The sequence below is a fragment of the Bradyrhizobium sp. USDA 3650 genome (assembly GCF_054057395.1).
In genome coordinates, this window is sequence record NZ_JBSRZG010000001.1 from 5632919 (window position 1) to 5652644 (window position 19726).

20 protein-coding genes are annotated in these 19726 nt (G+C 63.7%); 7 read left to right on the forward strand and 13 right to left on the reverse strand.

Translation table 11 applies throughout. From position 1 onward, the window contains the following. The first annotated feature begins 7 nt into the window (after positions 1–7). A complete protein-coding gene (gene tenA / locus ACVIN2_RS26455) occupies positions 8–682 on the forward strand; it encodes a thiaminase II (RefSeq protein ID WP_456767808.1) in 675 nt (224 codons plus the stop codon). 271 nt (positions 683–953) lie between these two features. Next, positions 954–1697, forward strand: a complete 744-nt coding sequence (locus ACVIN2_RS26460; RefSeq protein WP_456767809.1) for a hypothetical protein — start codon at positions 954–956, stop codon at positions 1695–1697. 58 nt (positions 1698–1755) lie between these two features. Here ACVIN2_RS26460 and ACVIN2_RS26465 read toward each other — a convergent pair whose 3' ends face one another. Genes ACVIN2_RS26465 through ACVIN2_RS26475 form a run of 3 tightly spaced genes read right to left on the reverse strand, consistent with a single transcriptional unit; the run spans position 1756 to position 4793 of the window. Then, on the reverse strand, positions 1756–2694 hold the full coding sequence (locus ACVIN2_RS26465) for an AEC family transporter (protein WP_456767810.1): 939 nt from the start codon (positions 2692–2694) through the stop codon (positions 1756–1758). Positions 2695–2700: 6 nt separating this feature from the next. Further along, a complete protein-coding gene (locus ACVIN2_RS26470) occupies positions 2701–3630 on the reverse strand; it encodes an HpcH/HpaI aldolase/citrate lyase family protein (RefSeq protein ID WP_456767811.1) in 930 nt (309 codons plus the stop codon). Then, positions 3627–4793 (reverse strand): CaiB/BaiF CoA transferase family protein, encoded by a 1167-nt coding sequence (locus tag ACVIN2_RS26475; RefSeq protein WP_456767812.1) that lies wholly within the window; start codon positions 4791–4793, stop codon positions 3627–3629. Before ACVIN2_RS26475 ends, ACVIN2_RS26470 begins: the two co-directional genes overlap by 4 nt. 320 nt (positions 4794–5113) lie before the next feature. Between ACVIN2_RS26475 and ACVIN2_RS26480 the strand changes: the two genes are divergently transcribed. Both ACVIN2_RS26480 and ACVIN2_RS26485 read left to right on the forward strand, forming a co-directional pair. Beyond that, positions 5114–5476, forward strand: coding sequence for a hypothetical protein (locus ACVIN2_RS26480; protein ID WP_456767813.1), 363 nt, complete (start codon positions 5114–5116; stop codon positions 5474–5476). Positions 5477–5920: 444 nt separating this feature from the next. Continuing rightward, on the forward strand, positions 5921–6598 hold the full coding sequence (locus ACVIN2_RS26485; protein ID WP_007596685.1) for a ParA family protein: 678 nt from the start codon (positions 5921–5923) through the stop codon (positions 6596–6598). A gap of 78 nt (positions 6599–6676) precedes the next feature. On the opposite strand, the gene ACVIN2_RS26490 is transcribed toward ACVIN2_RS26485, so the two are convergent. The 5 genes from ACVIN2_RS26490 to trxB form a co-directional block, all read right to left on the reverse strand. Beyond that, positions 6677–6823 carry a hypothetical protein gene (locus ACVIN2_RS26490; RefSeq protein ID WP_456769894.1) on the reverse strand — a complete coding sequence of 49 codons (147 nt, stop codon included), beginning with the start codon at positions 6821–6823 and terminating at the stop codon, positions 6677–6679. Positions 6824–6955: 132 nt separating this feature from the next. Further along, the gene (locus ACVIN2_RS26495; protein WP_456767814.1) at positions 6956–7231 is read right to left on the reverse strand and encodes a hypothetical protein; all 276 of its coding nucleotides are present in this window, start codon (positions 7229–7231) and stop codon (positions 6956–6958) included. A gap of 48 nt (positions 7232–7279) precedes the next feature. Then, positions 7280–8188, reverse strand: coding sequence for a 4-hydroxy-tetrahydrodipicolinate synthase family protein (locus ACVIN2_RS26500; RefSeq protein ID WP_456767815.1), 909 nt, complete (start codon positions 8186–8188; stop codon positions 7280–7282). A gap of 464 nt (positions 8189–8652) precedes the next feature. Then, entirely contained in the window at positions 8653–9576 is a 924-nt protein-coding gene (locus tag ACVIN2_RS26505) for a LysR family transcriptional regulator (RefSeq protein ID WP_007614700.1), read from the reverse strand. Positions 9577–9581: 5 nt separating this feature from the next. Next, a complete protein-coding gene (gene trxB, locus ACVIN2_RS26510; RefSeq protein ID WP_456767816.1) occupies positions 9582–10547 on the reverse strand; it encodes a thioredoxin-disulfide reductase in 966 nt (321 codons plus the stop codon). A gap of 265 nt (positions 10548–10812) precedes the next feature. On the opposite strand from trxB, the gene ACVIN2_RS26515 reads away from it, so the two are divergent. Next, positions 10813–11292 carry an Lrp/AsnC family transcriptional regulator gene (locus tag ACVIN2_RS26515; protein WP_456767817.1) on the forward strand — a complete coding sequence of 160 codons (480 nt, stop codon included), beginning with the start codon at positions 10813–10815 and terminating at the stop codon, positions 11290–11292. An 89-nt stretch (positions 11293–11381) separates the two neighbouring features. Here the strand turns inward: ACVIN2_RS26515 and greA are convergent, their stop codons facing one another. The 3 genes from greA to ACVIN2_RS26530 form a co-directional block, all read right to left on the reverse strand. Next, positions 11382–11855 carry a transcription elongation factor GreA gene (greA, locus tag ACVIN2_RS26520; RefSeq protein ID WP_007596674.1) on the reverse strand — a complete coding sequence of 158 codons (474 nt, stop codon included), beginning with the start codon at positions 11853–11855 and terminating at the stop codon, positions 11382–11384. A gap of 212 nt (positions 11856–12067) precedes the next feature. Continuing rightward, positions 12068–15532 (reverse strand): carbamoyl-phosphate synthase large subunit, encoded by a 3465-nt coding sequence (gene carB, locus ACVIN2_RS26525; RefSeq protein WP_456767818.1) that lies wholly within the window; start codon positions 15530–15532, stop codon positions 12068–12070. A 144-nt stretch (positions 15533–15676) separates the two neighbouring features. Next, positions 15677–16846, reverse strand: coding sequence for an MFS transporter (locus ACVIN2_RS26530; RefSeq protein ID WP_456767819.1), 1170 nt, complete (start codon positions 16844–16846; stop codon positions 15677–15679). A 112-nt stretch (positions 16847–16958) separates the two neighbouring features. On the opposite strand from ACVIN2_RS26530, the gene ACVIN2_RS26535 reads away from it, so the two are divergent. Then, positions 16959–17330, forward strand: coding sequence for an ArsR/SmtB family transcription factor (locus ACVIN2_RS26535; RefSeq protein WP_456767820.1), 372 nt, complete (start codon positions 16959–16961; stop codon positions 17328–17330). 256 nt (positions 17331–17586) lie between these two features. Here ACVIN2_RS26535 and ACVIN2_RS26540 read toward each other — a convergent pair whose 3' ends face one another. Continuing rightward, positions 17587–18288, reverse strand: a complete 702-nt coding sequence (locus ACVIN2_RS26540; protein WP_456767821.1) for a class I SAM-dependent methyltransferase — start codon at positions 18286–18288, stop codon at positions 17587–17589. A gap of 113 nt (positions 18289–18401) precedes the next feature. On the opposite strand from ACVIN2_RS26540, the gene ACVIN2_RS26545 reads away from it, so the two are divergent. Next, positions 18402–18926 (forward strand): Dps family protein, encoded by a 525-nt coding sequence (locus ACVIN2_RS26545; RefSeq protein WP_456767822.1) that lies wholly within the window; start codon positions 18402–18404, stop codon positions 18924–18926. Positions 18927–19030: 104 nt separating this feature from the next. Here ACVIN2_RS26545 and ACVIN2_RS26550 read toward each other — a convergent pair whose 3' ends face one another. Further along, positions 19031–19621 carry a hypothetical protein gene (locus tag ACVIN2_RS26550; protein ID WP_456767823.1) on the reverse strand — a complete coding sequence of 197 codons (591 nt, stop codon included), beginning with the start codon at positions 19619–19621 and terminating at the stop codon, positions 19031–19033. Positions 19622–19726: the final 105 nt, after the last annotated feature.

Genomic DNA, 19726 nt, shown 5'->3' on the forward strand with positions numbered 1-19726 from the left:
GAACATCGTGAGTTTCTTCGAGCGTCTCAAGACAGAGGCATCCGTTGAGTGGCGGGCCTACACCGAGCATCCCTTCACGAACGGATTGGCAGACGGCTCGCTCCCCGAAGCGGCGTTTCGTCACTACCTCGTTCAGGACTATTTGTTCCTCATCGAGTTCGCGCGCGCCTACGCGCTCGCGGTCTACAAGTCGCCCAGACTTGCCGACATGCGTGAAGCCGCGGCCGGCCTTTCGGCCATCCTCGATGTCGAGATGAACCTGCATGTGAAGCTCTGTGCCGATTGGGGGCTATCGCCGACCGATCTTGAACAGGCCCCTCCGGCGGCCGAGATGCTGGCCTATACACGCTATGTGCTCGACGCGGGAATGCGCGGCGACCTGCTGGCGCTCAAGGTGGCGCTTGCCCCCTGCGTGATCGGGTACGCGGAGATCGCGACGCGGCTCGCCTCGCGACCCGATGCGGACGCCGCGACGAACGCCTATCGCGTCTGGATCGCCGAGTACGCCGGCGCGCCGTACCAGGAGGTCGCTGCCAGAGCGCGGGCGCATATGGAGCATCTCGCCGATCTCTACGCCACGCCGGCCCGCGAGGCAGAACTGATTGCGATCTTCAAGGAAGCCACCCGACTCGAGGCAGACTTCTGGGAGATGGCCTGGCGCGAGGGCCAGCGCGTTCAATAGCTCTTCGGCAGTTAGGTTCATAGCGAACCCCAGTGGGTCACCCTGGCTGTCAGATAAGGCAATAAAACGTCCCCACAATTTCGGATGGGTGTCTAAATCTCTATCAACTTGTGATATGAATGCTGGGTCGGCCTTTGCGGCGAGGGCCGCGCAGAGCATCAGATATGGCTCGCTTACCACCCCTGCCGCGGCAACTCCAAAGAGGAGTCTCTGGATGCGAGCAAAGAGTGGGACGCGGACTCCATTCGGCTGTGTCGTTCTGTTCTGCGCCTTGGCTTTGATTTCGCCTGCGGCGATCGGTCAGGAATTCCCGCAATGTCCGGCCGTACCAAATCTGGAAGGCCGTTCGGTAACGGTCGACACGAAGCTGGGCCTTGATGCCGTCGGCAAACTGCTCGGCAAGATTGGTATCGACGTCGATGTCCGTGACACCCGAGACAACGTGCTCAAGAACAATCCGCGCGCCGATCAGGTCATAATCGTGCTGACCATGGCAAATATCTACTGCAGGATGATCTGGTCGGACACGGCCTCGAAGGGTGAGGAGAAAGCGTCCCGGTTCAAGAGCATGATGGAGGACTTGCTGACGCCTGCAGCCGGTCCGATGCCGGTTGCGCGGACGGGCGCAACATCGTGGATCAGGACTCCGTTCATGTTGGCTTCGAACGAGCCATTCGAGCTTGCCGATGTCGCGGAGCCGACGCTTCCAAAGCCGCAGGTCGGTTTCCTCCGGGATGCGCCATTTCTCATCAATGATTACAATAAATACTTTGTCATCGTGGGCTCAGCGTCGACGAGCGAAGAAGGCGTCCGTCTCATGAAGACTTTCAAGTCGAAGGCGCCACAGTATGATTTCGCCTTGTATGGGCCGTACGGCGACAATCCGAACTATGGGGTCATGATGGCAAGCTGGGTGCCGCGCGACGTCGCCCAAAAGGTGCTCGACGCGGCGCGGCGAACGGTGGCTCGTGACGCGTTCCTCTGGGCCTGCCGTTCGACGGGCAGCAGTTGCTGACGGTCTCGTTTCAGATCTCAATGGCCTGAGCCGTAAGCACATGGCTTGCAGAGCCACGTCACCTCGCCACCACCCACACCACCACCGGCAATGTCACCGCCGCCAGCAACGTGCCCAGCGCGACCGCACCCGACACCGGGTTCACCAGCCGCTGATACTGCACCGCGAAGATATACGCATTCGCGCCGGTCGGCATCGCCGCGAACAGCACGACGACGCCGGCCGCGAGCGGCGGCAGGTCGAGCAGTTTTGCCAGCACGAAGGCGGCCGCCGGCATCGCCAGCAGTTTTAGCGCGCTCATCACGACGACGCTCAGCATCTCGCCCTTGACCTCGAACCGGAAGAGATTGATGCCGAGCGCGATCAGCGCCGCCGGCGATCCCGCCTGCGCCAGCAATTCGACGGTCCGGTCGACGACGGGATGCAGGCCGAGGCCGGTGAGGCGCCAGACGAGGCCGAAGCCGATCGCCAGCATGATCGGGTTGCGGGCGAGATCCAGCAGCACCGGCACGATCAGCGACGCGGCTGACGCGGTCTGCTTGCGGTCGACCAGCTCCATCTGCAGCGTGCCGCAGAGCCACAGCAGCGGCGTGTTCACCGACAGGATCAGCGCCATCGGGCCCGCAGCCTCATTGCCCAGCGCCGAGAGCGTCAGGGGAATGCCGAGCATGACGATGTTGCCGTAGACCGAGCCGATCACGAACACGACGCCGTCCTCGCGGTCCTCGCGCCGCTGCCGCAGCAGCGCCGAGAGCATGAGCGCCGCGATCCAGGTCAGCGCGAGCGCGCCGTAATAGGCGCCCCACATCCGCCACGGGCTGACGCCGGAAAATTCCGAGACGACGATGGTGCGGAACAGCAGCGCGGGGATCGCGATGCTGAAGGCGAATTCGCTGATGCCCTTGTGCGCGGTTTCGGAGACGAAGCGAAACAGCACCGCGGCATAGCCGGCGGCGATCAGCGCAAACACCGGCGCGACGATCAGCACGGTGGCCATGTGCCGCTACGACCCCATCTCGATGATCCGGCGCGCCATCCGGACATTGGCATAGTCGATCATCTTGCCGTCGAGCGTCACCGCGCCCTGGCCCTGCGCCTCGGCCTGCTCCATGGCCTCGACCACCCGCCGCGCGTGCGCGAGCTCAGTGTCGGACGGGACGAACGCCCGCAGCGTCGGCTCGATCTGGTCGGGATGGATCACCTGCTTGCCGTCAAAACCCATCGCAGCCGCCTTGAGCGCGCTGCTTTCGGTCAATCTGGCATCGCGGAACGCGCCGCACGGACCGTCGATGGCGCGCAGGCCGAACGCGCGCGCGGCCACCAGCAGGCGCATCATCGGATAGGCGAACAGATCGAGCGGGGCGGAGGCATAGCCGCTCTGGGCGGAGCCGACGTGCCGGTAGCCGTCCGGCGAGGCGCCGATTTCCGAGGAGCGGGCGCCGATCGACGCCGCGAAATCGCCGACACCGAGATGAAGCGCGGCGACGCTGTCGTGCGCGGCGGCGAGCGCGTCGACATTGACGAGACCCAGCGCGGTCTCGATCAGCAGTTCGAGCGCAACAGGCGAGGGGCGACCGGGCACGGCCGCGCGCAGCTGCTCGGCAATGGCGACGATGTCGCTCGGGCGTTCCGCCTTCGGTACGATCACCGAATCCAGCCTGGGGAGTGCTGCGAGCTTGCGGATTTCCTGCGCGATGAAGGGGCTGTCGACGGCGTTGAGCCTAACGGCGACGACCTTGTTGCCCCAATCCAGCGAGGACAACGCCTGCACGGCCTCCTCCAGCGCCACGCTCTTCTCGGACGGCGGCACGGCGTCCTCGAGGTCCATGAACACCGCATCCGCGGCCGAGCTAGCCGCCTTGGCGACAAGACGGGAGCGATGCGCGGGAACGGCCAGATAGACCCGCGTCGGCCATTGAGGCGCCATCGTCATGTCTCCTTTGCCAGGCCGAGTTCGCTGAGGATGGATGGGTTGTGCTGCCCGACGTCAGGCACCGGATCCATCCGCGGCGACATGCCCGGAATGGTCAGGGCCGGCAGGAAGCTCATGACCGGTCCGCACGGAGAACCAATCGTTTGCACCCGGGAGCGGGCGCGGAGTTGCTCGTGCTCCAGGAAGGCCTCGACCGAATTCAGATGCGCGTTGGCGATCGAGGCCTCGTCGAGCAGCCGCAGCACCTCGTCACTGGTCATCGCTGCAAAACGCTGCTCGATATGGACCTGCAGATCGTCCCTGTTCTGCATGCGCAGCGGATTGGTGCGGAAGCGGGGGTGATCGGCAAAGGCCGCGTCGCCAAGCACGATGGCGCACAGCGATCGCCATTCCCGATCGTTCTGGATGCCAAAGAAGATCGTGTTGCCGTCGCCAACCCGGAAAGGGCCATACGGCGCTATCGTTGCATGCTTGGCGCCGGTTCGCGGCAGCGGCCGGCCCGTACTCTGCGTGTAGAAGGCGGGATAACTCATCCAGTCCGTAATGGAATCGAACAGCGAGGCCTGGAAGGCGGTGCCCTTGCCGGTCCGCTCGCGGCGATACAGCGCCATCAGCACGCCGTTGAGGATGTACATGCCGGTGGCGATATCGACCACCGAAAGGCCGACCTTGGCGGGCTCCGCCTCGGTGCCGTTGATGGCGAGGACGCCGGCCTCGCACTGCACCAGGAGATCGTAGGCTTTCTTGTTGCTGTAGGGTCCGCCCGCGCCATAGCCCGAAACGTCGCAGGCGATGATCCGGGGAAACTTGCGCAGCAGCGATGCGGCATCGAGACCCAGCCGCTCCGCCGCGCCGGGCGCCAGGTTCTGGATGAAGACGTCGGCCTGCGGCAGCAGGGCGTCGAGCACCTCCTGGCCTTCCGGGCTCTTGATGTCGATGGCGAGGCTCTCCTTCGACCTGTTGGTCCAGACGAACTGGCTCGACATCCCGTTCATCACGTGATCGTAGTCGCGGCAGAAATCGCCATCGCCCGGCCGCTCGATCTTGATGACCCGCGCGCCCCAGTCCGCAAGATGCCGGCTGGCCAGAGGAGCCGCGATCGCCTGCTCGAGCGAGACCACTGTCACGCCGGACAGCGGCAGCTCCGCCTCATTTCGCTCCATGCAATCGTCTCCGCTCCCGCTCACGCTTTTGTCCAGCGCAGGAGACAAGCCGACCACCCCACGCACGTTCTGTGATGATGGCATGATGCTCCTGTTTTGCCCGACGAGTCAAACTTCATTTCGTAAAATCCGCAAATCGCGATCGGCAAAGTTCAATCGGTACATGGACTTGGCTACTGTGCATGGGGTTGTTTTCGCGTTTTTGTTTTAGGGGGCCCTGTTGCCGAGACCGCACACGTCCCGGCTTTCGCATCTGCCCTCGTTGCCAACGAACGCCCGTTCACCCACTATCCGCTCCGACTCGACATTTGGGGGGATCGATGCCGGCGTTCCGCTTTAAGAAATCTTTCGCTGCTGCGATCACGGGGATGGCCTTGGCCGTCCTGATCCATCCGGGTGAAGGCTTTGCCTACTCCCAGGAGGAGCAGCAGGCCTGCACGCCCGATGCGATGCGGCTGTGCGGCGAGTTCGTTCCGAACGTCGACGCCATCACCGCCTGCATGATCCAGAAGAAGTCGCAGCTCTCGCCGCAGTGCCGGGCCTTCTTCCGGCCGGGACCGGAGCCGGGCATGGCGGCGGCGCCCCGCGCCGGCAAGCCGACCAGCATCGCGCCCAAGAGCTCGGCCCGGACGGCGAAGAAGAGCACCAAGCCGGTCAAGAAGAAGAAAGCCAGCGAAGGCTGAGCGCGGGCACCGCGTTCCCTTTTTGAAACTCGATCATGCCCGGGCCACAGCGCGCAGTGCGTTTGACGTCCCGGGCATTTGCGTGTCCGGCCCTCGTTCGCTGGTTTTGAGTCAAACCGACCCAGGCATCAGCCTCACACCAGCCACCGGACTCCTTTTGTTCGCCTCCGTGTGCGGACGCTTGCGACAATTGCGATCATGTGGGGATGGAAACGAGTCGCGAAACGGATTGCGCGGCGAGGTTGCATCCCATTTTTTCCCGCCGGACTGCTCAATAAATGCACGATTGCTGGCGTGAAGCCGTCGTCGCACGCCGCAGTGTGACTCAAAAGCCAACGCGCTTTGTTATTTCATGGCGCCAGCATAACTTATGATAAATTTTTCTTTCCCGAATCACCGCGGTGATTCATTTTCGCCGCCTGGGGTCAATCTGGAGGCAGAGGTATGAACGTTATTGTTTTTGCATCGCGTAAAGGTGGCTCAGGCAAGAGTACGCTGGCCGCGCATCTCGCCGCGCAGATCAAGGCGACCAAGCCGATCCTGCTCGTCGATGCGGATCCGCAAGGCTCGCTGACGCTGTGGCACAAGCTGCGTGGCACCAACGAGCCGCCGATCAAGTCCGCGGTGAACTCGGTCAGCGGCATCGTCTCCGCTGCCAAGCGCGACGGTTATGAATGGGTGTTGATCGACACGCCGCCGAACCTGTCGGCCGTCGTCGACGACGCCATCCGCAATGCCACCATGGTGGTGATCCCCGCCCGTCCCGGCGTGTTCGACGTCAACGCGGTGCAGGAAACCATCCAGATGTGCCGTGCGGCACGCAAGCCCTACGCGGTCGTGCTCAACGGTGCGCCGGCGCGCCGCGATGAGTCCGAAAGCCCGATCGTCACCATCGCTCGCGAAGCGCTGGCGAAGTTCCGTGCTCCGGTGTGGGGCGGCCAGATCACCAACCGTTCGGATCTGCTGATGGCGCTGAGCCACGGCGAGGGCGCGCGGGAATATCAGGCCGAGAGTCGTGCGGCTCAGGAAATCGCAAGGCTGTGGGCGGCGATCGAACGTTCGGTGAAGGCTATTCGCGGCACGGCGTCGGCTTCCGGCGCAATGCACAAGCAGGCGGCGTAATTTTTCATAAATCATTCCCCGGACGAAAAACGCGCGGACCTCCGCGCGTTTTGCGTTTTTGGGAAGATGACTTTGCCGCTAGGCGACCATCAGCATGTAGAACACGATCACCGGCGACAAAGTGAGGATCACCGACCAGATGCCGGCGGCCCAGAGAATGTCCTCGGTGGTGAAGCCCTGCTGTCCAGCGTCGTAATGCGACGCCATCTCGTTATGACTATTCACAAACGCCCCCGCGATTTCTTCGCTTTATGGGCATGAACGCTACGTGAGATATTTTAAAATTCTGGGTCGCAGTTTAGCGCGCTTTCGAACACAGCTGCTACCACGGGTTAACCATCCGGACCTGCGCTTCCATCACGCCAGCCAGACCCGAAACACCAGCACCGGCATGAGGCCGAGCATCACCGCCCAGAACCCGAACGACGACACCACCACAATTCCCCGCAAGAAATCAGCGGACGCGAACATGTCTGCCGCCGTCGGGCGGATGCGCTGCCCCATGATCATTCCCCCATTTGAAAAGACTTTGAATGAAGACGATAGGCGCGATTGCGTAAACGAGCCGTGGATGCGCCATGCGGCAGCCGCGAAGGTCGTTGGGGTGCGGTTAACCACGGCACGCTCTCTCACTCCCTCTCCCCGTTCTTACGGGGAGAGGGAGTGGTCAGGGGCTATCAGCTACGCCGCGACTTGCGTCCGCCGTTCGATCTCGCGGTCAAGCTGGACTGCGAGTTCGCTGCCGATCTCGACCATCGGCAGGCGCACTTCGGGGCTGTCGATCAGGCCCGTGCGCCACAGCCAGTATTTTGCCGGCGCGGGACTGGGCTCGGTGAACAGCAGGCGCGTCAGGTCGGCGACCTCCTGCCAGCGCGCCAGCGCCGCATCATGGTTGCCGCGCTTCAGCTCGGCATGGACAGCCGCAAACGTCGCGGTCTCGAGATGGGCCGACAGCACGATGCCGCCGTCGGCGCCGTCGCTGAGCGCCTCGAAATAATTCGCATCCTCGCCGGTTAGCACGCGAAAGTCCGCAGGGCGGTCGCGCAGCAACGCGATGGATTGCTCGCGGCTCGCGCCGCAATCCTTCAGGCCGATGATGTTCGGATGCCCGGCAAGCCGCAGCAGCGTCTGGTTGGTGATGTTGACCGAGGTGCGATAGGGGATGTTGTAGAGCGCGAGCGGCCAGGCGGCGTGATCGGCGAGCGCCTCGAAATGCGCCAGGAGCCCGCGCTGCGACGGCCGCACATAATACGGGCTCGCGATCAGATAACCGTCGATCGGCCAGTCCGCGGTCGCGTCGAGACGCTCCTTCAGCCGCGAAGTGTCCGCACCTGACAGTCCAAGGCAGATCGGAATCTTGCTGTGGCCGGTGGCCAGCTCGTCGCGCACGATGGCGACGAGGCGTTCGAGCTCGGCGCCGCGCAGCGTCATGCCTTCGCCGGAGGTCGCCCCGAGGATGAAGCCGTCGACGGCCTGTCCGCTGTAATGCCGTGTCAGCCGGCGCAGCGACCTCTCGTCGAGGGCGCCGTCGCGAAACGGAGTTATCAGCGGCAGCCAGAGCCCGTGCAAATGTTCCTGTAGTCCGGTCATGTTCCATCTCCTTCTCGGGGAAAAACCTGAGACGAGGGCACATGAAAAAACCCCGTCCAGGCGGCGGGGTTTTCGAAGTTTCGGCTCGCGATGACGAAGGCTGTTTAGCGCGCGCAAAAATCCGAGGTCCCCAGATGGGGGCCTTTTTTCGAGGCGGCTGCCTGCGACGAGATTGCGCACGACTTCGTGATCATTCGCAAATGATGCGGGGTAAGCATGGAACTGTCAATACACGTGGAGGGCGAGGGCCGGATCTGCCAAAAAAAAGCCGGGCTCGATCGAGCCCGGCTTAAGGTATTGGCCACGTGAGGCCGACACAATCACCTTCCAAGAGGGATTACTGAACTCCCGCGCCACTGGAGGAGGGGGACAAATGCGCAACGCGAAGGCTCAGCGTAGAAACATTATGGGCTAGCCTCGCGCCATGCATCAAGCGTCCAAGCCGCATGTCAGACATGCGGAAATCAGGACGGCCAGCGCTGCGCCTTGCTCACCACGAAGTCGCGGAACACTTGCACGCGCGCGACCGTCTTCAGCTCTTCCGGATAAACAAAATAGGTATCGAGCTGGATCGAATCCGATTCGCCGAACAGCTGCACGAGGCGGCTCTGCTCTTCGATCAGATAGTCCGGCAACGCGGCAATGCCGAGGCCCTGCTGACAGGCGCGGACGAGGCCGAGAATGTTGTTGACCCTGAAATAGGCTTCGCGCGGACCCGAGCCGTTGCGCCCCGCCTCGACCAGCCAGTTGCGGTTCTGAAGATGCGGCGCGAAGTTGCCGTCGGAGAGCGTGATGATGCGGTGGGAGTCCAACTCCTCCAGCGTGCGCGGCGTGCCGAAGCGCTTGATGTAATCGGGCGAGCAATAAGCGTGGAAGCCCATCGCGAACAGCTTGCGCTGGATGAGATCCGGCTGCGTCGGCTTGCGGGTGCGGATCGCGACGTCGGCCTCGCGCATCGACAGATCAAGCTCCTCGTCGGTGACGATCAGCGAGATCCGGATTTCCGGATAGAGCGCGGTAAATTCGCCGAGCCTGGGGATCAGCCAGTTGATGCCGACGCCGGGCGTAGTGGTGATCTTGAGATCGCCGCTCGGCCGCTCGCGGCTGTCGGTCAGCTTCGCGCGCGCCGCCTGCAATTGCATGAACACGTCATGGGCGGTGCGGAACAAGAGGTCGCCCTGCTCGGTGAGGATCAGGCCGCGGGCGTGGCGGTGGAACAGCGAGACCGAGAGCTCCTGCTCCAGTGCCGAGACCTGGCGTGACACCGCCGATTGCGACAGGCCGAGCTGCTCGCCCGCGTGCGTGAAGCTGCCCGCTTCCGCCGCGGCGTGAAACACCTTCAGCTTGTCCCAGTCCATATCCGTAAATCCGTCGCGTGTTCTTGCCATGATGTCTATTCCGCTGCCGCGCGCTCGCTGGCGCGCAGGGCCAAAAATCGTTCCGCCTCGAGCGCTGCCATGCAGCCGAGACCGGCCGCCGTCACCGCTTGACGATAGGTCTCGTCGGCGACGTCGCCGGCGGCGAACAGTCCGGGGACCGAGGTGGCGGTCGAGTTCGGGGCGACCTCGACATAGCCCGACGGTTTCAGCTTGATCTGCCCGGCCACGAGCTCGGTCGCCGGGGCGTGCCCGATGGCGACGAAGACGCCGTCGGTCCGCACATCGGTCAAGGCGCCGGTCTTGACGTTCTTCAGCCGCACATGGGTGACCTTGTTCGGGTTCTCGGTGCCGCAGATCTCGTCGACGGCTGAGTCCCAGATCACCTTGATCTTCGGGTGCTTGAACAGGCGCTCCTGCAGGATGCGTTCGGCGCGGAAGTGATCGCGACGATGCACGATGGTGACCTGCGAGGCATGGTTGGTGAGGTACAGCGCTTCCTCGACCGCGGTATTGCCGCCGCCGACCACCACGACGTCCTTGTTGCGGTAGAAGAAGCCATCACAGGTGGCGCAGGCCGAGACGCCGCCGCCCTGGAATTTCGCTTCGGACGGCAGCCCGAGCCAACGCGCCTGGGCGCCGGTGGCGAGGATCACGGTGTCGGCGAGATAGACGTCACCGCTATCGCAGGTCAGGCGAAAGGGTCGCTGCGAGGTGTCGAGCTTGGTCACCAGATCGGTCTTGATCTGGGTGCCCACATGCAGCGCCTGCTTCTCCATCTGCTCCATCAGCCAGGGGCCCTGGATCACGTCGGCGAAGCCCGGATAGTTCTCGACGTCGGTGGTGATGGTGAGCTGGCCGCCCGCCTGGATGCCCTGGATCAGGATCGGCTCGAGCATCGCGCGCGCGGCGTAGATCGCCGCCGTGTAGCCGGCGGGGCCGGAGCCGATGATGACGACCTTTGCATGGACAGCGGCGGACATTTCGACAGATGCCTTTCACGGGGGACTGCAGCGCGGGCGCGGAACGTGCCGGGAGGCCTCGCGGAGGCGCTGAAATATCAGAGGTAATCTAAGCCTTCTGGTGAGCTATGCAAGAATTGCATTCCCTGTCGGCGGATTTTTCCAACAGGGAACAAAAGTCGATTGCGCTGCACGCGCAATAAAATTGCGCCGAGTGTGCGGTCTGGGCTATGAGGATTGCGACAGAGCCACCAATACCGCCGTAAAGGCCAGGAGTTCCAATCACGTGTCGCGGAACCTAGACGAGATCGACCTGAAAATTCTCACCGAGGTTCAGGCCGACGGTCGAATCACGAATGTCGAGCTGGCCAAGCGCGTCGGCATTTCGCCACCGCCCTGCCTGCGCCGAGTCCGGGCGCTGGAGGAGGAGGGGTATATCCATGGCTATCGCGGACTTCTGGACGCGCGCAAGCTCGGCTTCGACGTCACGGTGTTTGCCGCAGTGCACCTCTCCAGCCAGGCCGAGGCGGATTTGCGCGCCTTCGAGGAGTTCGTCCGCGCCGAGCCGCTGGTGCGCGAGTGCTGGATGCTGTCGGGCGAAGTCGATTTCATCCTGAAATGCGTCGCACCCGACATGGCCACCTTCCAGGATTTCGTCACCCATTTGACCGCCGCCCCGCACGTGCGCAACGTACGGACGTCGCTGGTGCTGCACAATTCGAAATACGAGGCGGCCGTGCCGCTCGACGTGAGGGGAAGAAGGTAGCGTCTCCTCCGTCATTGCCAGCAACACGCAGATACAGAAAAGGCCGCGCAGTGCGCGGCCTTTTTCAAATCACAGGCAACGGCAAATCGTTACCGCCACTCCACCTTGGTGATCTCATAAGCCTTGGCGCCGCCGGGTGCGTTGACCTCGACGGTTGAACCCTTCTTCTTGCCGATCAGCGCGCGCGCGAGCGGCGAGGTGATGGAGATGCGGCCCTTCTTGGCGTCGGCCTCGACCTCGCCGACGATCTGCCACACCGTCTTCTTTTCGGTGTCCTCGTCGACCAGTGTCACGGTGGCGCCGAACTTGATGGTGTCGCCGGACAGCTTCGAGATGTCGATGATGTCGGCGCGCGCGAGCTTGTCCTCGAGCTCGGCGATGCGGCCTTCATTGTGGGACTGCTCTTCCTTCGCGGCGTGGTATTCCGCGTTCTCCGACAGGTCTCCGTGCGAGCGCGCCTCGGCGATATGCTCGATGATCCGCGGACGGTCCTCCGACTGGCGCTTCTTCAGTTCTTCCCCGAGCGCGGCAAAGCCGCCCGCAGTCATCGGTACCTTTTCCATCTCTTCTCTCGTCCTTCGGTCGCGCGCGCCCTGACATGTCAACGCGCACGCAACTTGATTCGTCAGTCTGTCCGGGGGCTCAACGCGCGTGCCGCCGAACGTTCATATGGGCTTGGCGCCGGAACAGAACAACCATATGGCCGGACAGTTCCTCCGGCCATAGTGGCTTCATCGCCAATCACTTAGCGGAAGGTTGGGCCTCCCGCTCGCGATCAGGTTTCCGAAAAGTAGCTCTGCAGGGTCCGAACCTCAAGGTCCCCGCCCAGATAGGCGCGGATGCCCTGCGCGGCCGCCACGGCCCCGGAAAGAGTGGTGTAATACGGCACTTTATGCAAGAGGGCCGCGCGCCGCAACGAACGGCTGTCGGCGAGCGCCTGCGGGCCTTCGGTGGTGTTGAAGACGAGCTGGACGTCGCCATTGGTGATGGCGTCGACGATGTGCGGCCGGCCCTCCAGCACCTTGTTCACCTTCTCGGTCGGGATGCCCTGGTCGGTCAGGAAGCGGGCCGTGCCCGACGTCGCCAGCACCTTGAAGCCGAGCGAATGCAGCTCGCGAACGGCCTCGGCGATGCGCGTCTTGTCGCTCTCGCGAACGGAGACGAACACCGTGCCCTTGCGCGGCACCCGCGTGCCGCCGCCGAGCTGGCTCTTGGCGAACGCCACCGCGAAGGAACGGTCGATGCCCATGACCTCGCCGGTCGAGCGCATCTCCGGACCCAACACGGTGTCGACGCCGGGAAAGCGGGCGAATGGAAACACCGATTCCTTCACGCCGACATGCTTGAGCTCCGCCTTCTTCAGCTTGAAGTCGGCGAGCTTCTCGCCGGCCATGACGCGCGCGGCGATCTTCGCGACCGGCGTGCCGACCACCTTGGCGACGAAGGGCACCGTGCGCGAGGCGCGCGGATTGACTTCGAGCACGTAGATATCGCCGTCTTTGATCGCGTATTGCACATTCATGAGGCCGACAACGTCGAGGCCGAGCGCCAGCTCGCGCGTCTGCCGCTCCAGCTCGTCGATCATCTTGGCATCGAGCGAGTGCGGCGGCAGCGAGCAGGCGCTGTCGCCGGAATGGATGCCGGCTTCCTCGATGTGCTCCATGATGCCGACGATGAAGGTGTCCTTGCCGTCACAGAGGCAATCGACGTCGATCTCGGTCGCATCTGACAGATAGCGGTCGAACAGCAGCGGGTTTTTGCCGAGCACGGTGTTGATCTGGCCGGTCTTGTCGTTCGGGTAGCGCGCCTTGACGTCAGACGGCACCAGCTCCGGCAGCGTGCCGAGCAGGTAATCGTTGAGCTGGTTCTCCTCGCGGATGATTTGCATCGCGCGGCCGCCGAGCACGTAGGACGGGCGCACCACCAGCGGTAGTCCGAGATCCGAGCAGACGAGCCTCGCCTGCTCGACCGAATAGGCGATGCCGTTCTTGGGCTGCTTCAGCCGCAGCTTGTCGAGCACCCGCTTGAAGCGGTCGCGGTCTTCCGCAAGGTCGATGGCGTCGGGCGAGGTGCCAAGGATCGGCACTTCGGCGGCTTCCAGCGCGCGCGCGAGCTTGAGCGGGGTCTGGCCGCCGAACTGCACGATCACGCCATGCAGCGTGCCGTTCGTGCGTTCCTTTGCGATGATCTCCAGCACGTCCTCGGCGGTGAGCGGCTCGAAATAGAGCCGGTCCGCAGTGTCGTAGTCGGTCGACACCGTCTCCGGGTTGCAGTTGACCATGATGGATTCGTAGCCGGCGTCGTGCAGCGCGAAGCAGGCGTGACAGCAGCAATAGTCGAATTCAATGCCCTGGCCGATGCGGTTCGGGCCGCCGCCGAGAATGATGACCTTCTTCTTGTCGGACGGCGAGCTCTCGTCCGCAGGCGCGCCCGCGAACGGCGCCTCATAGGTCGAGTACATGTAGGCCGTGGGCGAAGCGAACTCGGCGGCGCAGGTGTCGATGCGCTTGTAGACCGGGCGAACGCCGAGCGCGTGGCGCTTCGCCGTGACCTCCGCCTCCGTCGTCTCCGCGATCACCGCGAGCCGGGCATCGGAGAAGCCCATGGCCTTGAGCGTGCGCATGCCGAAGGCGTTGCCCGGCAGGCCGTTCTTGCGGACCTTCGCTTCCATCTCGACGATGCCGCGCATCTCGCTGAGGAACCACGGATCGATCTTGCAGGAATTGAAGATCTCCTCGTCCGACCAGCCGAGCCGCATCGCCTGCGCGACCTGGAGCAGCCGGTTCGGTGTCGGCGTGCCCAGCGCGGCGCGGATCGCATTCTTGTCGTCGTCGCGGCCGAGACCTTCGATCTCGATCTCGTCAAGGCCGGTGAGGCCGGTCTCGAGCCCGCGCAAGGCCTTCTGAAGGCTTTCCTGGAAGGTGCGGCCGATCGCCATGACTTCGCCGACCGATTTCATCGACGTGGTCAGAGTGGTGGAGGCACCGGGGAATTTCTCGAAGGCGAAACGCGGCACCTTGGTGACGACGTAGTCGATCGTCGGCTCGAACGAGGCCGGCGTGGCGCCGCCGGTGATGTCGTTGGCGATTTCGTCGAGCGTGTAGCCGACCGCAAGCTTGGCGGCGACCTTTGCGATCGGAAATCCGGTGGCTTTCGAAGCCAGGGCGGAGGAACGCGACACGCGCGGATTCATCTCGATGACGACCATGCGGCCGTCTTCGGGGTTGACGCCGAACTGCACGTTGGAGCCGCCGGTCTCGACGCCGATCTCGCGCAGCACCGCCAGCGAGGCGTCGCGCATGATCTGGTATTCCTTGTCGGTCAGCGTCAACGCCGGTGCCACCGTGATGGAATCGCCGGTGTGCACGCCCATCGGATCGAGGTTCTCGATCGAGCAGACGATGATGCAATTGTCTTTCTTGTCGCGCACCACCTCCATCTCGTACTCTTTCCAGCCGAGCACGGATTCTTCGATCAGTACTTCGTTGGTGGGAGACGCATCCAGGCCGCGCTCGATGATGTCGAGGAACTCTTCCTTGTTGTAGGCAATGCCGCCGCCGGTGCCGCCCATGGTGAAGGACGGGCGGATGATCGCGGGCAGGCCGATCTCGGAGAGCGCCATCAGCGCCTGGCCGAGCGCATATTCCTGATAGCGCTTGCGGCGGTCGCTCTCGCCGAGCGTCCATTGCCGCTCGAGCTCTGCGAGTTCCGCGCCCGATGCCTTTGCGCGATCGGCCTGGTACTTGTCGCGGAAGGACTTCTTCAGGGCGGAGGCGTTGGCGAGCCGCGACTTCGGCGTCTCGAGCCCGATCTTGGTCATGGCCTCGCGGAACAGCTGGCGGTCCTCGGCCTTGTCGATCGCGTCCGCGGTGGCGCCGATCATCTCGACGTCGAACTTGTCGAGCGTGCCTTGCTGGCGCAGCGACAGCGCGCAGTTCAGCGCGGTCTGTCCGCCCATGGTCGGCAGTAGCGCGAAGCCGCCGGGAATGACGTGACGTTCCTTCTCGATGATTTTCGCGACGATCTCGGGCGTGATCGGCTCGATATAGGTGGCATCGGCCAATTCCGGGTCGGTCATGATGGTGGCCGGATTGGAATTGACGAGGACGATGCGGTAGCCCTCTTCCTTCAGCGTCTTCACCGCCTGGGTGCCCGAATAGTCGAACTCGCAGGCCTGGCCGATCACGATGGGACCGGCGCCGATGATCAGGATGGTGGTGATGTCTGTACGTTTGGGCATCAACTCTCGCCGAAGTGGAATTTGGGCACAAAAAAAGGGCGCGCCTGCTGCGCGTCCCTTTGGCCGAGAGCGCGGTGGTCCCCCTCGCGCGCGGGGTGGGTCTTAGACCAGTTTTCAGGGCGGCGAAACCCCGAAAAACGCCCATCAACCGGCAATTTTGACCGGTTTTGGCCGGGCCTGCCAGCCGCGGGCGAGATGGACCAGAAGAGCCGCCGAAACGCTCAATCCGCCGACCCAGCCCAGATCCGCCGGGCTCCACGCCGCCAGCACGGCGCCGCCCACGGCTCCGCCTATCGCAAAGCCGAGATACATGGCCGAGGCGTTGAGCGAGAGCGCGATCATCGAGGCCTGCGGCTCGATCCGGATGATGCTGGCCACCTGAGCCGGGTAGAACGCCCATCCCGAGATGCCCCAGAGGAAGATCGCGCCCAGCACCGCATAATGCGCCTGTCCCGGCATCAGCTTCAGGACCAGCGAATGCAGGATCAGCGCGCTGGCCATGCCGGCAAGCCCGAGACCTGCCGTGGCGAGCGTGCCGAGCCGGTCGGCGAGGACGCCGCCGAGCAGGTTACCGATCGCGGCGGCGCCGCCGAACACCAGCAGCGCGAGGCTGATCTGCGAGGCGTCGAATCCAAGGCCACGCAGCGGGACCGCGAAATAGGTGAACACGGTGAAGCCGCCGAGCGCCCATAAAATCGTGATCAGAAGCGCGACCAGGACATTGCGGTGACGCGCCACCGCCAGCCGATCGCTGAGCGAGGCCGTGTTGCGCGGCAGGCCGCGGGGCAGGCCGAGCAGGAGACCGGCGAGTGCAACGGCGCCCATCAGGGCGACCATAGCAAAGGTCGCGCGCCAGCCGAGCAGGCTGCCGACGAGATTGCCGAGGGGAACGCCGATGACGGTCGCAACCGTGAGGCCCGAGGTGACGAGTGCCACCGCACGGCCGCGTCGCTCCGGCGCGGCGACGGCCACGGATACGGCCAGCGCGGTCGGCATGCACAGCCCGGAGCCCAGCGCCATCAGCATGCGCGAGACCAGCAACAGGGCGTAATTCGACGCCACCATCGCCGCGAGGTTCCCGGCAATGAAAGTCGATAGCGCCAGGGCCAGCACGGTGCGGCGGTCGATATTGTTCAGCGTCACCGCCAGGATCGGCGAGCCGACCGCGTAGGTGAGGGCGTAGGCCGTGACTAACTGCCCGGCGGCGGGGAGCGAAATCGCCAGGTCGGTTGCGATCGAGGGCAAAAGCCCAGCAATGACAAAGCCTTCCGTGCCGATCGCAAAGGCCGCCAGGGCCAGCCAGAATACGCTCATTAGGAAAGTCCCTATGTTCAACGTTTATTGAACTATCGATGGGACCGGGTCAGGAGTCAATTGGTTCAAGAACTATTGAACATCGAGGCCATTTCGCTATGATCTTCAGACCATGAGCCGCACCCCACCCCACCCCACCCGCGAGCAAATCGAACTGCCGATGGTTCTGGATTGCCTGAGCGATCCGATCAGATTGGCGATCGTGTACCAGCTCGCGCAGCAGGACCATGTCAGCGGCGAGCTGTGCTGTGGCGATTTCAACGGGCTCAGCGGCAAGTCGAATCTGGCCTATCACTTCGCCAAGCTACGCGAATGCGGCCTGATGCAGACCCGCGTCGCCGGCACCAACCGCTTCGTGCGGCTGCGCCGCGATGATCTGGACGCACGCTTTCCGGGTCTGCTCGATGCAGTGATCAGCTCGGCCGCCAAGGAGGCGGACCGGCTGCAGCTGCTGTCGCAGCGCGATGTGGTTGAGGCAGATTGAAGTTGAGAGATTGTGCGCCAATCGCCCGGCTTCGCCCTTCGGCTTCGCCGCGGCAGCCTTCGCCACGATAGAGCTCGCCGAGCCGAAGCTGGCGGAGCCAGCGAAGGCTGGAGACCCGGCCTGGATTTGAACCAGGATAAAGAGCGATGCATCGCCCTCGCGTAGACACTTCCGCCACCGGGCCGTGGCGATCATTACTGATCGGGGTGCGACAAGCCACCTCAGGCAGACGTTATGCTTAACGGATCCACGAAGCTCAACGGACCAACGGCGGCCGCGCGACGAACGTCATGCGCCAGCTATTGTGGCCGATATTGCGGTGAGCGCGCTGGACCGTGAAGCCGGCTGTCTTGAGCTTGGCGGTGATCTCCTCCTCACTGTAGCGCTGCAGCCCGATGCGCGTGCGCAGCTGACGGTAATCCGACAATGCGGTGCTGATCAGCCCGATCAGCGCATCTTTCAAAAAGCCGTGACGAAGGCCGAAGCTGAGTAGCGCTGTGACGTCCCTGAACATGCCGACATTGGGCTGGAGGATGTCGCCCAGCACGAGCTTGCCGGAGGGCTTCAGGATGCGGCGGAAGTTGAGGAGCGCGGCGTCGAGCTCGTCCGGCGCCATGTATTGCGCGACCGAGTTCATCACGACGAGATCGATCGACTGCTCCTGCATGTTGTGGACGTCGTCGAGCGACCGGACGCGGATTTTCGTGTTCGGGGCAAACCGCGCGATGAGACGCCCGCGCACGCCGGGCGCGGGCTCGGCGAGGATCAGCTTGCCACAGGCGGCTGCGACCTGGCTCGCCGACAGCGCCTCGCCGCAGGCATAGTCGAGCACGGTCGCCTCGGGCGAAGAAATGTAGCCGATGATGTCCCGCGCGATGATCTGGAAGTGCAAGTCGCGATGCAGCTTGCTGACATAGATCGTGTGCGTCGAGTCGTAGTAATCGATCCAATCGTCCATGGTCGTCGAGGGCCCCGGCCAAACGGTTCCGCTGAAGGAACCGGCGCTGCCCGCCTGCGTTAGGGGTGCGGCGGCGCGCCGTCAATGTCTGCGTCCTAACAGGAAGGTTTCCCGTGAGCAAAGCCCCACAAAAGGTCTCGCCCGACCTCGACACCCCCACCGATCTGTCGTCCCAGGCGGTCAACAAGGTTTCGGAGGCGCTCAACGTGCTTCTGGCCGACGCGTTCGCGCTGTATCTGAAGACCAAGAATTTCCACTGGCATATCAGCGGCCGGCATTTCCGCGACTATCATCTGCTGCTCGACGAGCAGTCCGACCAGATCTTCGCCACCACCGATCAGCTCGCCGAGCGCGTCCGCAAGATCGGCGGCGTCACGCTGAAATCGATCGGGCAGATCGCCAAGCTCCAGACCATCAAGGACAACAACGAAGACTATGTCCCGCCCCGCGAGATGCTGCGCGAGCTGATGCAGGACAACAAGCATGTCGCCGCGGCAATGCGCAAAGCACACGAGGTCTGCGACGACGCCGGTGACGTCGCCAGCGCCAGCATCCTCGAAAACTTCATCGACGAGACCGAGCGCCGCACCTGGTTCCTGTTCGAAGCCACAAGACAGGAAGGCGGCAACGAGGCGTAGGTGACGCTGGATTGCTTCCACATCGTCGTCCCGGCGTAGGCCGGGACCCATACCCCCAGGGAGAAGTTGTGGCGCGAGATGCGCAATAGCGAATCTTCGCCAAACTACCTTTCGTGGCTATGGGTCCCGGCCTTCGCCGGGACGACTGCCGAGTATGTTGGACGAGCGCCGCTAGTACGCCACAACCGCATCAACGCTCCGTCCTTCCCCGTCACCGGATCGGCCGGCGGCAGCGCGACGTTTGGAATCGTCTTCAGCGCTTTCGCGTGGTTCTCCGGAGTTGCGCGGGTGACCTCCATCTTCGCACCCGGCGGAAAGGCGCCGATCACGCAGAAATCCGCGCTGGCCTTGATGCGTTGGTGACCTGTGCCGGCGGGCAGGATCGCGACGTCGCCGGCCTTGATCTCCAGCTCCTGGCCATGGTCGCCGCCGAAGCGGACGCGCGCGCTGCCACGCGCAACGCCGAGCACCTCGTGCACCGTCGCGTGGTAATGCAAATAGTCGAAGACGCCATTGCGCCACGTGCCGCCCCAGCCGTTCGCTTCGAACAAGCGTTCGATCGTCTCTTCCGGCTGTCTGGAATCGAGCTTCACCGCGGCCTGGTAGACCAGGAAGGGGAGGATATTGTTCGGCACGAGCCCGTCATCCTCAAACACGATGGCGAGCGGCTCGGCATTGTCGCGGACGTCGGACATAAGAGGCTCCTGCGTGAGCGTAGCAGGGATCAACGAAGGGAGCTGAGCGGCGTTCCTTTGACGAAAAAGCCCAGGACCAGGCCCGGGCTCTTTGTCATGACGTTA

Coding starts and splice junctions, on each gene's coding strand:
- ACVIN2_RS26465 (WP_456767810.1), bottom strand. CDS start 2,694: ATGGCCACCGTGCTGATCGTCGCGCCGGTGTTTGCGCTGATCGCCGCC.
- ACVIN2_RS26470 (WP_456767811.1), bottom strand. CDS start 3,630: ATGACGATGGCGCCTCAATGGCCGACGCGGGTCTATCTGGCCGTTCCC.
- ACVIN2_RS26475 (WP_456767812.1), bottom strand. CDS start 4,793: ATGGAGCGAAATGAGGCGGAGCTGCCGCTGTCCGGCGTGACAGTGGTC.
- ACVIN2_RS26480 (WP_456767813.1), top strand. CDS start 5,114: ATGCCGGCGTTCCGCTTTAAGAAATCTTTCGCTGCTGCGATCACGGGG.
- ACVIN2_RS26485 (WP_007596685.1), top strand. CDS start 5,921: ATGAACGTTATTGTTTTTGCATCGCGTAAAGGTGGCTCAGGCAAGAGT.
- ACVIN2_RS26500 (WP_456767815.1), bottom strand. CDS start 8,188: ATGACCGGACTACAGGAACATTTGCACGGGCTCTGGCTGCCGCTGATA.
- ACVIN2_RS26505 (WP_007614700.1), bottom strand. CDS start 9,576: ATGGCAAGAACACGCGACGGATTTACGGATATGGACTGGGACAAGCTG.
- trxB (WP_456767816.1), bottom strand. CDS start 10,547: ATGTCCGCCGCTGTCCATGCAAAGGTCGTCATCATCGGCTCCGGCCCC.
- greA (WP_007596674.1), bottom strand. CDS start 11,855: ATGGAAAAGGTACCGATGACTGCGGGCGGCTTTGCCGCGCTCGGGGAA.
- carB (WP_456767818.1), bottom strand. CDS start 15,532: ATGCCCAAACGTACAGACATCACCACCATCCTGATCATCGGCGCCGGT.
- ACVIN2_RS26530 (WP_456767819.1), bottom strand. CDS start 16,846: ATGAGCGTATTCTGGCTGGCCCTGGCGGCCTTTGCGATCGGCACGGAA.
- ACVIN2_RS26535 (WP_456767820.1), top strand. CDS start 16,959: ATGAGCCGCACCCCACCCCACCCCACCCGCGAGCAAATCGAACTGCCG.
- ACVIN2_RS26540 (WP_456767821.1), bottom strand. CDS start 18,288: ATGGACGATTGGATCGATTACTACGACTCGACGCACACGATCTATGTC.
- ACVIN2_RS26550 (WP_456767823.1), bottom strand. CDS start 19,621: ATGTCCGACGTCCGCGACAATGCCGAGCCGCTCGCCATCGTGTTTGAG.